15 protein-coding genes and 1 pseudogene are annotated in these 14,187 nt (G+C 51.5%); 4 read left to right on the plus strand and 12 right to left on the minus strand.

Annotated elements, in window-relative coordinates; all coding sequences use genetic code 11:
• On the plus strand, nt 1-97 hold a 97-nt coding region (locus ACTU3N_RS08125), incomplete at its 5' end, for an IS3 family transposase (RefSeq protein WP_071890408.1).
• 56 nt (nt 98-153) lie between these two features.
• Here ACTU3N_RS08125 and ACTU3N_RS08130 read toward each other — a convergent pair.
• The 6 genes and pseudogenes from ACTU3N_RS08130 to ACTU3N_RS08155 all read right to left on the minus strand — a co-directional run bounded on the left by ACTU3N_RS08130 (nt 154) and on the right by ACTU3N_RS08155 (nt 5,321).
• Nucleotides 154-420 (minus strand): hypothetical protein, encoded by a 267-nt coding sequence (locus ACTU3N_RS08130; RefSeq protein ID WP_443085624.1) that lies wholly within the window; start codon nt 418-420, stop codon nt 154-156.
• Nucleotides 414-3,902: an RHS repeat-associated core domain-containing protein gene (locus ACTU3N_RS08135; protein WP_443085625.1), complete on the minus strand. Its 3,489-nt coding sequence runs from the start codon at nt 3,900-3,902 to the stop codon at nt 414-416. Before ACTU3N_RS08135 ends, ACTU3N_RS08130 begins: the two co-directional genes overlap by 7 nt.
• Before the next feature lie 47 nt (nt 3,903-3,949).
• Nucleotides 3,950-4,120, minus strand: a pseudogene (locus ACTU3N_RS08140) (hypothetical protein); the annotation flags it as partial.
• Entirely contained in the window at nt 4,065-4,502 is a 438-nt protein-coding gene (locus tag ACTU3N_RS08145) for a DcrB-related protein (RefSeq protein ID WP_443085626.1), read from the minus strand. The pseudogene ACTU3N_RS08140 and the gene ACTU3N_RS08145, both read right to left, overlap by 56 nt.
• Nucleotides 4,503-4,745: 243 nt before the next feature.
• Nucleotides 4,746-5,030: a hypothetical protein gene (locus ACTU3N_RS08150; RefSeq protein ID WP_443085627.1), complete on the minus strand. Its 285-nt coding sequence runs from the start codon at nt 5,028-5,030 to the stop codon at nt 4,746-4,748.
• A gap of 120 nt (nt 5,031-5,150) precedes the next feature.
• Nucleotides 5,151-5,321, minus strand: a complete 171-nt coding sequence (locus tag ACTU3N_RS08155) for a hypothetical protein (protein ID WP_443085628.1) — start codon at nt 5,319-5,321, stop codon at nt 5,151-5,153.
• Between the two features lie 708 nt (nt 5,322-6,029).
• Between ACTU3N_RS08155 and fabF the strand changes: the two genes are divergently transcribed.
• Both fabF and ACTU3N_RS08165 read left to right on the plus strand, forming a co-directional pair.
• Complete coding sequence (gene fabF, locus ACTU3N_RS08160; RefSeq protein ID WP_443085629.1) at nt 6,030-7,310, plus strand: beta-ketoacyl-ACP synthase II; 1,281 nt, start codon at nt 6,030-6,032, stop codon at nt 7,308-7,310.
• A gap of 151 nt (nt 7,311-7,461) precedes the next feature.
• On the plus strand, nt 7,462-8,142 hold the full coding sequence (locus ACTU3N_RS08165) for an HAD-IB family hydrolase (RefSeq protein ID WP_443085630.1): 681 nt from the start codon (nt 7,462-7,464) through the stop codon (nt 8,140-8,142).
• Nucleotides 8,143-8,265: 123 nt separating this feature from the next.
• On the opposite strand, the gene ACTU3N_RS08170 is transcribed toward ACTU3N_RS08165, so the two are convergent.
• From ACTU3N_RS08170 to ACTU3N_RS08195, 6 genes are all read right to left on the minus strand, one after another.
• A complete protein-coding gene (locus ACTU3N_RS08170; RefSeq protein WP_443085631.1) occupies nt 8,266-8,841 on the minus strand; it encodes a TerD family protein in 576 nt (191 codons plus the stop codon).
• A 69-nt stretch (nt 8,842-8,910) separates the two neighbouring features.
• The gene (gene terD / locus ACTU3N_RS08175) at nt 8,911-9,489 is read right to left on the minus strand and encodes a tellurium resistance membrane protein TerD (protein WP_443085632.1); all 579 of its coding nucleotides are present in this window, start codon (nt 9,487-9,489) and stop codon (nt 8,911-8,913) included.
• A gap of 48 nt (nt 9,490-9,537) precedes the next feature.
• Nucleotides 9,538-10,578 carry a tellurium resistance membrane protein TerC gene (gene terC, locus ACTU3N_RS08180; RefSeq protein ID WP_443085633.1) on the minus strand — a complete coding sequence of 347 codons (1,041 nt, stop codon included), beginning with the start codon at nt 10,576-10,578 and terminating at the stop codon, nt 9,538-9,540.
• A gap of 23 nt (nt 10,579-10,601) precedes the next feature.
• Nucleotides 10,602-11,057, minus strand: a complete 456-nt coding sequence (locus ACTU3N_RS08185) for a tellurite resistance TerB family protein (protein ID WP_443085634.1) — start codon at nt 11,055-11,057, stop codon at nt 10,602-10,604.
• A 22-nt stretch (nt 11,058-11,079) separates the two neighbouring features.
• Nucleotides 11,080-12,228: a TerD family protein gene (locus tag ACTU3N_RS08190; protein WP_443085635.1), complete on the minus strand. Its 1,149-nt coding sequence runs from the start codon at nt 12,226-12,228 to the stop codon at nt 11,080-11,082.
• Nucleotides 12,228-12,809: a TerD family protein gene (locus tag ACTU3N_RS08195; protein ID WP_443085636.1), complete on the minus strand. Its 582-nt coding sequence runs from the start codon at nt 12,807-12,809 to the stop codon at nt 12,228-12,230. The genes ACTU3N_RS08190 and ACTU3N_RS08195 overlap by 1 nt, the downstream gene beginning before the upstream one ends.
• A gap of 319 nt (nt 12,810-13,128) precedes the next feature.
• Between ACTU3N_RS08195 and ACTU3N_RS08200 the strand changes: the two genes are divergently transcribed.
• Nucleotides 13,129-14,187, plus strand: a complete 1,059-nt coding sequence (locus tag ACTU3N_RS08200; RefSeq protein WP_443085637.1) for an ATP-grasp domain-containing protein — start codon at nt 13,129-13,131, stop codon at nt 14,185-14,187.

Consider the following 14,187-nt stretch of genomic DNA (forward strand, 5'->3'; position numbering starts at 1 on the left):
GTTCAATTATATCGAGTGTGATTACAATCGGTGGCGTCGCCACAGCGCCTGTGGCGGACTCAGCCCGGAGCAATTTGAAAACCAGAACCTCGCTTAGGGCCGTGTCCACACTACGCGGGTAGGATCAGAGATCATGTGGCGATTCAACATATACTATGGAATAGTATTTTTTATTGCTATTGCATTATCGACCACAATATCTAATAGCTCTTCTTCTTTTAGGGTAAAATTAGCATATTGAGACATTGCTCTACATGTTGTTAATTCTTCTATTATTTTTTGCGGAATCTTGTCACTATGTCTTTTTAATTCATCATAGCGAAGCAAAAAAAATGATGCTGATTCATTGTTACCGCTTCTCTTTAACTCAGAAACGATGCTTTCAAGAGCTAACAGCAAGCTTTTAAAATTGTTTACCATGGTACCCCCATCGTTTTTATTATCCAGGATCTAGGTAAGTTAGATACTACAGCCTGGTATCCTAAGCCTGGATACCCCACCCCTTGAGCAGCAGCGAGTCCTTCACTTACCCACGTTCCTTTGGGAACGTTAAATTCCGACATTTTAGTTATAGCCACCCCCCAATCATGGCGAATTGCTAATTTTTCGCGCAATAATTGTTCAGAACTATATTTTTCATTAGTTAACCATGAAATTTTCCTTCCAGTTCTATTGTCAACCCCATGATATTTATAAAAAACCTCATTACTTTTAAGTTGTCTATTTTTATAAATTCCTTTATCGAAGGTTTCTGCAATCCTTCCGGGTAGTTGTGGCCCAGTTTTTTCTCCCGAGCTACATTTCGCCAGCCCCCACGGATCAATCCACCCGAGTGGATTCGGTGCATACTGGTACAGGTTCCAGCCGCCGTTTAACCCAATTGGATCCTGGACAATAAACCGTCCGGTCTGCGGGTCGTAGTAGCGGAACAGGTTGTAATGCAGCCCGGTTTCGGCGTCAGCGTACTGACCGGCGTAGCGCAGCGGCTGGTGCGGCAGTGCCGTGTTCAGTGCCACGCGCGTGAAGCCGTCAGTCTGGTGGCGCACCTCGCCGAAGCTGCCGTACTGCCCGCTCCAGCGGAGGCTGCCGTTTTCGTCGGAGACTTCCAGCGGCGCGCCGTTAAGGTCAGTGCTGAACCAGTAAATCTCTCCGGCCGTGTCGTCCTGCAGATGGTCAACCCGCGCCAGCGGGCTCCAGGCCTCATTCGGGTCGTAAATATACGTGCTGTACTGTCCGCCGTCGTGCTGCTCCTGCAGCAGGCGGTAGCCCTGCCAGAGGAAGCGGGTTTCCGTGGTGCCGTGGGCAGTGGTGACGGTCTTGCGGATACGCCTGCCCAGCGCATCATAATAATAACGTGCCTCAAAGCGGCCCTGCGGCCCGGTTCCGCGGGCAGAGAGCAGGCGGTTCTCCGCATCATAGGTGTAATGCTGCTCATACAGCCCGCTGCGGCGGCGGGTTAAATTGCCCCACGCGTCGTACTGCATGAACAGGTTCTGCCAGTGCTGCAGGCGGTTGTCGGTGACCGGCTCATCGTTCGCGGCCAGGTTATCGGCGGCGTCATAACTGAAGTGCGCGCTGCTGTTGCCCTGGCGGGCCTCATAGTGCTTCAGCAGGCGGCCTTCCGCGTCGTAGCCGTAACTGATTTCCCCGCGCAGGGTGTCGCTGACACCCGCCAGTTCGCCGCGCCCGGTGTAGCGGTACAGGCGCTCCAGCAGCATCTGCTCCGGCAGGGCGACGTCCGTGAGGAGTGCGCTGCGCTGCCCGGTGCGCCTGCCGAGGCTGTCGTAAGTCCGTGCCTGTTCACGTGCGCCCTGGGTGCGGCGGATTTCCCGGTGCAGGCGGTCGCGGGTGAACTCGGTGACCAGTTGCTGACCGAAGCGGATGGCGCTGACGTGGCCGGAGCCGTAATGCAGCCAGGCCATCTGCTGCCCGCCGGGAAGCGTGAGATTCGTCAGGTTACCGAGTGCGTCCCATGCATAGCTGAGTTCGCCGTTAACCCCGGACTCGCTCACCAGGCGGCCTGCGGTATCACGGGTGAAGGTAACTTCATCCGTTTCAAGACCCAATGCTATACCGTCAGCGGTCGGGGTTCGCATTATCCGCGTAACCCGGCCGCTGCGGTCATGGTCATAGCGGTACGCCGCATGCCGGGTGCTGCGCCCGGTCAGCAGGCCGCTGTCGTCATGAGTGAACTGTTGTATACGCCGGGCAATACCGCCGTCTGCGGCAGGCCGGCCGTTCTCCTGCAGCACGCTCAGGAAGCCACGTACATCCCACTCCATCTGCCGGGAGGTGTCGTCCGGGCGCGTTTCGCTGAGCGGGTGGCCGGTTTCATCATACGTGAAGCGGTACTCCCCGCCGTTGCCGTTTTCGAGTCGCAGCAGGTTACCGCGCGGGTCATAATGCCAGCGGCGGGTGCGCCCGATGCGGTCGGTGAGGCTCACCGGCAGGCCGAGCGTGTTGTAATTCCAGCGCACCTCGCTCTCCAGCGGGTCGCGCCAGGCCGCAAGCTGGCCGCGGTCGTTCCACTGCAGCGTCTCGCGGCTGCCGTCCGGGTGAATCACGGTGGTGAGCTGCCCTGCGTTATTCCACTCGCGGCGGGTGACATTCCCTTCGGCGTCTTCACTGGACAGCAACTGGCCGAAGCGGTCATAGGTGAAACGGGTGACGCTGCCGGAGCAGTCGGTCCTCTGTATAAGCAGGCCCTGGCGGTTCCACACCAGCCGCACCACGCCGCCGGTGGCATCGGTGATGCTGTCCGGCAGCGGTTCTTCATCATCCGGGTAGTGGTACGTGGTGGTGTTGCCTGCGGCGTCGGTTTCGGACAGCAGGCGTCCCTTCAGGTCATACAGGCTCTGCTCTGACGTCCCATCAGGATAATCCGTGCGGGTAAGGCGGTCGGTGAGGCGGAACCAGTGGTACTGCGTGCTCCGCCCGGCCGGGTCCGTCTCCTGCGTCATGCGCCCGTATTTATCCCATGAGGACTGGCGCAGGGCGCCGCCCGGCAGGATGACATCGCACAGCTCGCCGTTGCGGTACACAAAGGCGGTTTTCCGGCCGTCGAAATCCGTGAAGGCGGCGACGTTGTCATCGTCGTCAATCAGCCAGTGCGCCTGCGCCCCGTCATCGCGGATGGCGCGGCGCGTACCGTTGTCAAAATCGTACTCAAAAGTGAGCTGCTCGCCGCCGCTGTGGCGGAAAGCCGTGACGCGCGGCAGCCCGGCAATTTCCTGCCAGCGGTACTCACTCAGCAGGCCGTTCGCGTCCTCGTGGGCGCGCATCAGGCCGTCCTCCTGCCAGCGGAAACGGCGGCGCACGCTACCGCCCCGGCCTGTCACCGCCACCAGCTGACGCTGTGCATCGTAAGCGTAACTGACGAGGCAGATTTCGTCATCCAGCCAGGCGCCCGTCAGGCGGTCGCCGTCATAGCGGCAGACCACGCGCTGCCCGGCGCTGTCGGTCAGCGCGTGCAGGGTGTGGTCGTCGTTCCATTCAAACAGGATATCGCTGCCGCAGGGTTCAGAGAGGCGCTGTAATAAGGAAGGGTTGTCGCCATCAAGCGCAGAGTAGTGCAGGCGCTCGCCGCTGATGTCATACACCGACCAGGAATCATCGCTGTGGTGCTCCAGCCAGCGCTTTTCCGCCTCGCAGTATGTACGCATACCTTTCGGCACCAGCGGAAAGGAGATGTAGTCCCCGGTCGGTGCGCGCCAGACCAGGCCGTCCTGGTAACGCTCAAGGCGGGTTTCCCAGAAGAGATTCCAGCCGCGACCGAGCACGCTGTCTGTTGGGTTGCCGCCGCGCCTTCGGCGATGCCGTCGCGCACGCCGGTCGCCACCTCCCCGGCGAGAAAGCCGACCGCCAGGCTCGCCCCGATAAGCAGCACGCCGACGCCCAGACACGACGCCCCGATGCCCGCAAGCATCAAGGCACCGGCGGCGATACCGCCGACAGCGGCAATCAGGCCGCCGACAATCGTTCCGGCAATCATCCCGGCCAGCGCGCCGGAGTGGCCGATATCGTCCCCGAGGCGGGCAGCTTCAAACATCACACTATCCTTATTGTCAGGCGTGGAAACGGAAACTCTGAAGAAGTGAACGCAGCAGCGCGCTGTCGGCATCCCCTAATGCCCGGGTCGCGGACATCGTGAACACCAGAATCCGGTCAGCGGACGGGTTAAACACCGCCTGCTGCTGAAAGGTGCGTTTACCGTCGCGCAGGTAGCTGGCGTGAATGATTTCACCGTTTGCCAGGTTATCCCCGAGCACTGATTCACCACGTTCGCCCGTTTTCCAGCCCTTCAGGTGTTTTTCCATCAGCGCCATCTGGCGGTCAGTGTAGGCGGCCAGGGTTTCGCCGGAGTTCAGCGTGTCGCGGGAAATATTGAACGCCGGAGCATCCGCGCCGGGCGGAGTGAACACATTGACCGTGCGGTCCTGGTAGCTTTCAGGAAGGGTCACCTGCCCTTCGGTAAACAGGCAGGGCTGAGCGGGTTCTGACATAAAGTGCATCCTGTCACGGGTTCAGAATATTTAAGTTTCTCATAGGGTCTGGCTGAAAACCAGACGCCTGAATAAGATATTTCTTGCAGATACTGTCATCCGGTGATGAGTAGAAACTTAGATCATTCGTCCTCTGGTGTGTAAGCACACCCGTTTTAGTTCCACGCACTTTTGAGAGGAGATCACACATACCTGTAATAATTTATTCACCGCTCCCGATATCAGAAACAGTATTCATCATACTCACATGGCCTTTTTCATATTTGAAACGAGAGCCGTCATCAAAGGTAATAACAGAGTTTTTTGTCCCCAGAACACCCACCTTAGCTGTGCATCATAATCCGCAGGTGGGTAAAATTCATTTGAAATCACAACTTCTTTACCCGAAAAACAAAATACTCTATATGCAGTTGAACGATACAAGCCTCCATATTTAGGAACGGTTATTATATATTGCTGGGTATTTAAATTATAATAAACGATCAACTTACTTATATTATTTTGCTTATCCTTTACCTTTTTCCCCAAATATATTCTAGTTTACCCAGAGTTGTGGTAACGCACTTTGTTGAGTCTGCGGGGCATTTTTCAAAGGCATATGATGAGGCGGAGATCAATATCAGCCTTACATTATAGAACGTAGAGTCATTATTTGGTTCCCACCCTTATTTTCTTTATCACAGTTTCTAAATTATCGGCATCCTGTTTTTCTGTAAATTCTATTTTTGGACAATAAAACCTTTCCAAGTTGATATTATTATTAATATCCAGCGTATAGCGGGGCAAGGAAGCTTTCCCTGTAAATGCAATAGGATTCATCAGCAGACTTTATTCTGAATGAAGAAAACTCCCGGCAATAACCCCACTTTACTAATAAGTCGATTGTCTTTGAATTAATCATAGAACACAAGAAATCAGTGAATTATATAATTTAATGATAAGTCGCAAAGCTTTCATAATTAAACCGCTTACCAGAAAAACCCATTTCCCTGGCGTGATTCCGGTTCTGACAGCAGTATTATAACGGGTCTTTTTATGACGGACTGGTCTGCGGATAAGGTGAAAAAAACGGAGACGCCAGTTTAGCTGGTACTATTTTCCGCAAGAAGGTCACAATCGCAGAAACGATCGCGTCTTATGACAGCATTTACCCGGCAATTCGTACAAGAGAAGAATGATGTACATTGTTTTCATAAATCAGGTTCGTTTATGTGAGGTTAATTCCAGTATTGAAATATAAATCAATAAAAAGCAAAGCTGGAAGTGTATGCATTGATATCCCCATCGATAACATATTTATATTAAAGGTACACCTAACAAAATAAAGAATAAATTAAAACCACAAAAGGCATTATAGATAACAAATCATTATTTATATAAATTCTATGAATGTAATACCCATCCTCTAAAAAAGCACTCGGTGTATTTTTATTTTCAGCTTACACGTGTACACTGAAATGCATTAGCCTGATATCGATTTTCACATAGTAGCCAGTTCTTACGGAAGCATATAAACGGGAGCAATAGATGGAGAAGTTTTATAAAAGGCGCGTAGTCGTAACGGGAATGGGTTTAGTTTCTCCTTTAGCCAGTAACGTTGAGATCTCATGGCAGAGGCTTATCCGTGGCCTTTCCGGTGTCAAAAAATTACCTGCTAATTTTTACGGTGATACGCCTGTCCATATTGGAGGAACGATTCCCTCTTGTGAAGAAGATGCTCCTGGCGGCCTGGCAATGAACAAATTTATTTCTGTTCAGGAACAAAGGAAAGCGGATAGATTTATTCAACTGGCGCTGGTTGCCGCGGAAGAAGCGATAACAGAAGCCGGATTGTATTTACTTAATGAAAAAGAAAAAACAGATGTTGCAACAATTGTGGCCACTGGTATTGGTGGTTTTCATTCCATTACAAATGCAGTGAATACAGTGTCATTAAAAGGAAGCCGCAAGTTATCTCCTTATACGATACCATCATTTATTGCTAATCTGGCGGCCGGGCAAATTTCGATTAAATATGGTTATAAAGGTATCATCGGAACCCCCGTGACCGCATGTGCAGCCAGTATCCAAGCAATAGGCGACGGATATCATATTATTAAAAGCGGGCGTGCAGATATTGCCGTTGTTGGCGGGTCAGAATCCTGTATTAACCCAGTCTCATTAGGTGGTTTTCATGCAGTCAGGGCTTTAGCGACAAATTATAATGATAGACCTGAATGTGCTTCGCGCCCTTTTGATGCAGACCGGAATGGTTTTGTGATGAGTGAAGGGGCAGGTATTCTGGTTCTGGAAGACTTAGAACATGCGCTCTGTCGGGGTGCTAAAATTTTAGCCGAAGTTAAAGGCTATGGTACGACTTCTGATGCCTGGCATATCACCGCTGGCCCGGAGGATGGATCGGGTGCCTCTCTGGCCATGCAAAAAGCAATCAATGACTCAAAACTACACCCTGAAAATATTGATTATATAAACGCGCACTCGACGTCAACATGGGTTGGAGACAAAGCAGAGCTTGCAGCTATCAGGAATGTTTTCCAGAAAAACCGCCCTTATATATCCTCAACAAAATCTTCAACGGGCCACTTACTTGGTGCGGCGGGAGCCACCGCAGCAATATTTTCAATAAAGTCCATTAATAACGCAACTGTCCCTCCCTCAATAAATATTAATAATCTTGACGCTGCCGCCGATGGTTTAAATATAATCGCTAACACAGCGAAGAGTACGGCCATTAATAATGTATTAATTAATGGATTTGGTTTCGGCGGGGTTAATGCTTCAATTATATTATCCAAATTTACTTGCTGAAAAAACTTTTATTATGCTGCGGCAATACGGGCCGCAGCTTTCTATTAAGCAAGGCTATCTTCTTGTTCAGCCTGCTTTTTCTGCACATTATACTTACCTGCGTGACAGTGGTATTATATTCCATTACTTCATCAACATCGTTAGACCGTCTATGATCCCTTTAAGCGAGACAAAAAATAACGTTCTTTCCGTTTTTGACTTTGACGGAACACTGACACGGCACGACAGCTTTATCCCTTTTTTACGCTTTGCGTTTGGTTACCGTATTTTTGCCAGAAAAATGACCAAACTGGTGATGCCGACCATCAAGTGCATGCGTCGCAAACTTACCCGCGACGAACTCAAAGAAGTGTTGATCACCACATTCCTTGCGGGCGTGGAAGAACAATGGGTTCGCGAAAAGGCCGAAGCCTACTGCAAAAAGTATTGGGATCGCCTGATGCGGCCATCCGGCTTGCTGGCCGTGGCGGCGGAAGTTTCCTCTGGCGCAGAAGTCACGCTCTGTTCGGCCTCCCCGGCGATTGTGCTGCAACCCTTTGCCGACAAGCTCGGTATCAAACTTATCGGCACCCACCTGGAAAGCAAAGAGGGTGTGCTTAGCGGCCGCATCGATGGGCATAATTGCCGGTGTATCCAGAAGATCCATCGTCTGGAGGCGGTCTATGGCCCACTTAGCCAGTTCCATCTGCGTGTCTGGGGAGATACCCGCGGCGATGCTGAGATGCTGGCGGCGGCGAAAGATGCTCACTGGCGGCACTTCCACCCTGCCTGGGTACGTAAAAAGCCGCCGCTTGAGCGTTTTCGGGCAGCAGCGCTGAAAGAGATAAAGTAACGGCGGCAGGGCATCTTGTTTCAGTTTTCGATAGCGAGGAAAGGCAAACTCATCATTCTTTTTCTTTGCCTGTACTTACCTGAAAACCCCGGCAGGCTTGCCGGGGTGAAGCGCACGTTTATATCAGACATTCACGCCATGCTGAGAAGCCAGTGCGGATAAACCGCCGGAGAAACCCTGGCCTACCGCTTTAAATTTCCACTCATTACCGTGGCGGTAAAGTTCACCGAACACCATAGCCGTCTCGGTGGAGGCATCTTCAGACAAGTCGAAACGCGCGATTTCTGCGCCAGAATCGTTGTTATAAACGCGCATAAAGCTGTTGCTGACCATGCCAAAATTCTGTTTGCGGCTCTCGGCATCATAAATAGTGACGGCGAAAACCAGCTTTTTAACGTCCGGGGAGACTTTGGTCAGGTCGATTTTCACCTGCTCATCATCACCATCGCCTTCACCGGTACGGTTATCACCCTGGTGCTCAACGGCGCCATCCGGGCTTGTTTTATTGTTGAAGAAAATGAAATGGGAGTCAGACAGCACTTTACCGTCTTCGCCGACCATAAACACCGAAGCATCAAGGTCGAACGCCTGACCGTCGGTCACGCGTGCGTCCCAGCCCAGGCCCACCATGGCAACATTCATGGTTGGTGCTTCTTTAGTCAGGGATACGTTACCGCCTTTTACGAGAGAAACTGCCATTTTTAGCTCCTGCTGATAGTAAAATTCGGGCTGTAAAAACAGCCCGTTCATCGTCCAGTAATGTACTTATCAGGACGCGTTGATGCCATACTGCGCACAAACAGATGCCAGGCCGCCTGCGTAGCCCTGACCGACCGCACGGAATTTCCACTCGCCATTGTGCCGATACAGCTCACCAAACAGCATCGCGGTTTCAGTGGAAGCATCTTCGGTTAAGTCGTAACGCGCCACTTCTTGCTGATTGTCATCGTTAACCAGGCGAATAAAGGCGCCGGAGACCTGACCAAAGCTCTGGCGGCGCGCCTGAGCGTCATGAATAGTGACCACGAAGATGATTTTGTCCACATCAGCCGGTACAGAATCCAGCTTGATTTTCAGGGACTCATCGTCGCCGTCGCCTTCACCGGTACGGTTATCGCCGGTATGGGTGACCGAACCATCGGAAGATTTCAGGTTGTTATAGAAAATGAAATCCGCATCGTTACGCACTTTGCCGTTGGCAGCCAGAAGGAATGCCGACGCATCAAGGTCAAAGTCCTGACCATCCGTTGAACGCGCATCCCAGCCAAGACCAACCAGTACGTTCTTCATTGTCGGTGCTGCTTTACTCAGGGATACGTTCCCGCCTTTGGAAAGAGAAACACTCATACAAAAACCTCTTAATTAGTTATGGGCTTAGTTCATGATATCAGGAGATTAGCTCTTCTTTTCTTCTGATTCAGGTTTACCCGGGAATATAACGCTGGCAAGGATGCCCAGTGCCAGAACACCCAGAACCACATACAAACTGGTCGTCGCAGAAATGTTGTACCCGTGGTGCCAGATATGATCGGTCGCGTTCAGGCCCAGTTTTGCGGCGATAAAGAACAGCAGCACGATAACCGCTTTCTCCAGATGAACCAGATACTGTTTTAGCGCTTCCAGGACAAAATAGAGCGTACGCAGGCCGAGGATAGCAAACATCATGGCGCTATAAACGATGAGCGGTTCGCGGCTCACGGCAATGATTGCCGGAACGGAGTCGAAGGCAAACATCACGTCCGAAAGCTCAACGACAGCCACACACAGCATCAGCGGCGTGGCATACAGAGCGGCTTTTTTCCCGCGCCCGATGGTGATATCGCTGTTTTCAGGTTTCGCCAGTTCTGCGTCGACTTCTTTCTGGTTAAGCAAGAAAGCGTGCCCTTTCATCTTCGGCCAGATAGGGAAGAAGCGTTTCACCAGGCGGTAAGCCAGATGCTGGGAATAGTCTTCGATTTCATCATCGTCATCACCGCTTTTCAGCATCATCACCGCTGTCCAGGCAACGATAAGGGCGAAAACCACTTCGACGTACGGCCCAAGGCTAAGCAGCCCGGTACCGATGGCAACAAAAATGCCCCTGAAAACAATGGCGCCGATAATCCCCCAGTACAGCACGCGGTGGCGGTAGCGATCCGGCACGGCGAACCACGAGAAAATAGCCATCATGACGAACAAGTTATCGACCGAGAGCACTTTTTCAAGCGCATAGCCGGTGACAAACAAGCTGGCGACCTCTGCCCCGTGATGGATATACAGGAACCCGGCAAACGCCATCGCAACAACGACCCAGAACACGGACCACAGTGCTGCGCTTTTCAACGAGATTGGCTTGTCGTCGCGATGCATGAACAAGTCAATAAAAATGGCACCGACCGACAGCGCAACAAACACCAGAACTGTTTCAGTCGGAAAACCGATGTGTGTGGAAACCATAAATAACCCTTAAAGGATGCAGCTTAGAGGCCAAATTCAGCCGGATCGAAACCCAGCGCGACAGCGATTTCACGTACGGCCTTTTGCTCATCCTGATCGAAATCCCCGTCGCTTTTGGCAACGGCAATACCGACGCGCAGTGCCAGTTGCGCGGCTTCAGGCTGATCTTTGAGCGCCAGGATATACTTCATGGTCTCGCCTTTTCCGATTTCAATATCGAAATCAAAACTTGAAACCAGTTTGTTGAAGAAGTCGATCACCTCATTGGTGTCGAAAACCTTCAATTCATCAGATGAACGGAGAAAACCCATCATTTTCTGTTTTTCTTCCGCGCTGACACCGTCGCTTGCCACGGCAATGCGCGCGCAAACCGCAACGGTTCCCTGCATGAATTTCTTATTTTTGAAGCGGCTAACCTGGCGGGTCAGCTCTTCGCGCCCGGAAGAGAAAGCGCCTTTTACTTTGTCAAAAATGCTCATTATTGAATTCCCGGTAACTGAATTATTTGGAACCTGCGCTCCAGCGAAAGCCCCAGCCAAATGCCTTGTCCATTTCGGACTGACCTTTAAAGAACTGATTGATTCGCTCAACCTTAATAGAACCGTTCTCGTTAACGAGTCTGGCGATAGCGCACAGCGTGCGGCGGTTATCCCCTTCCGTCAGGCGGGTTTCAATCGGCGGCTGATCCGGCACGTGGATAACCACGACGCCATCTGTCTTATCCCAGCTTGGCGCGCCTTCATAAATAAAGGCATAAATCAGCACCTCACGGATGTGCTTCCACTCGCGGCCATTGATATGCAGCCACTCGCCATCGGACACATCTCCGGTGCGGTCATCGCCCTGAAGCTGAACATAAGGTTCTTCATGGTAATAACCAAACGCGTTACCTAACGCCTGAATAACGGATTTGTAACCGTCCTGAAGCTCAACGAAAGCGCCTAAATCCAGATCGATACCTTTGGAACCAAACATGCCCGCCAGCCCTGTTTTACCGCTGCCGCGATGCCAGTTCAGGTTGATGCGGATTTCGCCAAAGTTATCGCGCTTGGTCAGGCTGATAGCCGGTTTCTCTTTGGTCAGAGAAACTTTACTCAGATTCACTTTATTTGCTGCTGGCGCAGGCGGCGGCGTAACAACCGGCGGCGCGGCATCGTCGGCAATATCCACGCCAAAATGTTCAGCCAGCGGCTTCAGGCCACCGTTAAAACCCTGCGCGACAAAGCGGAACTTCCACTCATTATTCCGACGATAGAACTCGCCGAGGATCAGCGCAGCTTCCTGCCGACCTGCCAGATCAACGTTGCCGCGGATAAGGCTCGTCGCCCCCTGCATAACCTCAATGGAGAGATTGCGCAGGCCGGACACCGTCTGCCCACCGTCGCATGTGACCGTGAACGCAACTTTTTGCACGTCCGCTTTTAGCTGATGAAGTGAAACGGTAAAGGTGGAATTATGGCCTTCGCTGGCGAGGCTGATGGAGCCATCGTCGTTGCGCGGCTGGCCGTAAAACACCATATCCGCATCGCCCTGCACTTTCCCGTCGGCAAATAAACGAAAAGCGCTGGCGTCTACCGCGCCGCCGGATGCGACACGGACTTTGAGTTCCTGTGACGGAACAGGAGCGTTGCCCCCAGGCGTAAGTTCCATTAGCGCACCACCGTTGCAACAATGTCAGCATGCATATCGTCAATGGTACGACCGCGGCAGGCATGACCATGAGCCGTAAAATCCCAGTTACCCTTGTTACGGCGCAGTGAAGCGATAACGATACCTGTATGCGAGCCCTGCTCGGTCAATTGGTAGCGCGCCAGCTCTTTGTTGGACTGATCCACCACGCGACAGAATGCGTTGTCGACATCGTTGAACGTCTGGCCACGGAAGCTATTGACCGTGAAAGCCAGGTACTCAACATTGTCCGGTAATTTATTCAGCGTGACGTTGATGACTTCGTCGTCACCGTCACCTTCGCCCGTCAGATTATCGCCGGTGTGAATAACAGCACCACATTTTGATTTCAGCTGCCGGAACCAAATTGTATCAAGCGCATTACCGGCGCTATCCATTAATACGCATCCGGCGTCCAAATCAATCGAATCATTACCACCGAATAAACTGCCAAACAGACCTTTCTTTTTAGCCGGGTCCCAACCGAGACCAAAATGCAGTTGATTAAGCGACGATGATTCTTTGCTGAGTGATACCGTCTGGTTCTTACTTAATGACACCATATTTTTTTCCTTAAATGGTAATGAGCAGGACAAAGCAGACGTATATTTATAGACCGATAAAGAAAATCATATCATGATGAAGTACTCTGACAAGACAAATTTCGTTAGCCGCAAGAGTAAAGAAGCGTAAACGGCAGAAAAATATTTTTATAATAAATATATCATGTTGATATTTAAAATATAAAACACACAAACCTTCTTAATTACGCCTGTTTACATGACAATTCTTATTAATCATAATATGATTGACATGTTACCCTCTCATTCTTAGACTCTTTTATTGCCCTCCGCAGACTTTTTTCTCAGGTTAAACGAATTTATGAATAATAAAATTTGGCTTATGGAAAGTTTTTCATCTCAGAAAGACCTGATTCTGGGAATCAACGCATTTGCTAATTTCCATAAAAAGTCTGTGGCGATTTATGCCTCTCACCGAAATGAACGCAACGAAATATTATCTATCGCTGATTATTCACTGATTGAACCAGTTGATGCTGATGCGCGCCTTTCGTTTATTCAAAATACGGTTGCCCGACACGGTATTAATGTTATTCACGCCGGGCGAAATACCCTGTGGTTTGAGGCACATCGGGCAATCATTGAAACATTCGGCGTCTCGCTGGTTACCGGCGCAACAAGCGCAGACTGGCTGACGCTTGCGGATGACAAAGCGTCTTTCGCGCAGTTTATGCAGCAGCAAGGGCTGCCCGTTGTGTCTTCGTGGCGCATTAACAGCGCTGATGAATTGCAGGCGTATGTTGCCCATCCTCCCTTTAGCGACAGCCCACTTTGCGTAAAACCCATAAAGGGTATTTATGGCATGGGTTTCTGGCGTTTTGATGGCAGCGCCTCGCTGATGGAGGTTTTCACGCACCCGGAAAAGCGCATTGTTCACCCCAAACAATACCTTGCCGCCGCAGCCAGCGCAGAGGCGTTCACCCCGCTGGTGTTGATGCCCTGGCTGCCAGGCCCCGAATATTCAGTGGATATCCTGGCCGATAAAGGAGAGGTGCTCGCCGCAATCGGGCGTCGTAAAGAAGAAGGCGTGCAGTATCTGGAAAATGCGGGCGAGGCGTTTGATCTGGCCTGCGCCTGCGCTAAGGCGATGAACGCTGATGGCCTGGTTAATGTGCAGACGCGCAACGACAGCAGCGGTAAACCGGTTCTGCTGGAAATCAACATGCGCCCGTCCGGCGGCATTGGTTACACCCGGCATAGCGGCGTTAATCTGGCGGGGCTGTTTGCTTTTTATCAGCTGGGCATGCTGAGCAGACGCGAGGTTATCGACAGCGCAGCCGCCGCGTTTAGCCCGGCCGTGGTCAGGCCGGTCACTGACGTGATTGCTTACCCCGCCACATTAACCAACCGTCTGAACTAA

Origin of the sequence: Vagococcus sp. WN89Y, assembly GCF_052220145.1 — a bacterium.
In the GTDB taxonomy this organism is placed as follows: domain Bacteria; phylum Pseudomonadota; class Gammaproteobacteria; order Enterobacterales; family Enterobacteriaceae; genus Kosakonia.

Excerpts from the sequence above, each read along its gene's own strand:
- ACTU3N_RS08145 (WP_443085626.1), bottom strand. The coding sequence starts at position 4,502 with ATGTCAGAACCCGCTCAGCCCTGCCTGTTTACCGAAGGGCAGGTGACC.
- ACTU3N_RS08170 (WP_443085631.1), bottom strand. The coding sequence starts at position 8,841 with ATGGCAGTTTCTCTCGTAAAAGGCGGTAACGTATCCCTGACTAAAGAA.
- ACTU3N_RS08130 (WP_443085624.1), bottom strand. The coding sequence starts at position 420 with ATGGTAAACAATTTTAAAAGCTTGCTGTTAGCTCTTGAAAGCATCGTT.
- fabF (WP_443085629.1), top strand. The coding sequence starts at position 6,030 with ATGGAGAAGTTTTATAAAAGGCGCGTAGTCGTAACGGGAATGGGTTTA.
- ACTU3N_RS08200 (WP_443085637.1), top strand. The coding sequence starts at position 13,129 with ATGAATAATAAAATTTGGCTTATGGAAAGTTTTTCATCTCAGAAAGAC.
- ACTU3N_RS08190 (WP_443085635.1), bottom strand. The coding sequence starts at position 12,228 with ATGGAACTTACGCCTGGGGGCAACGCTCCTGTTCCGTCACAGGAACTC.
- ACTU3N_RS08155 (WP_443085628.1), bottom strand. The coding sequence starts at position 5,321 with ATGAATCCTATTGCATTTACAGGGAAAGCTTCCTTGCCCCGCTATACG.
- ACTU3N_RS08165 (WP_443085630.1), top strand. The coding sequence starts at position 7,462 with ATGATCCCTTTAAGCGAGACAAAAAATAACGTTCTTTCCGTTTTTGAC.
- terC (WP_443085633.1), bottom strand. The coding sequence starts at position 10,578 with ATGGTTTCCACACACATCGGTTTTCCGACTGAAACAGTTCTGGTGTTT.
- ACTU3N_RS08185 (WP_443085634.1), bottom strand. The coding sequence starts at position 11,057 with ATGAGCATTTTTGACAAAGTAAAAGGCGCTTTCTCTTCCGGGCGCGAA.
- ACTU3N_RS08195 (WP_443085636.1), bottom strand. The coding sequence starts at position 12,809 with ATGGTGTCATTAAGTAAGAACCAGACGGTATCACTCAGCAAAGAATCA.
- terD (WP_443085632.1), bottom strand. The coding sequence starts at position 9,489 with ATGAGTGTTTCTCTTTCCAAAGGCGGGAACGTATCCCTGAGTAAAGCA.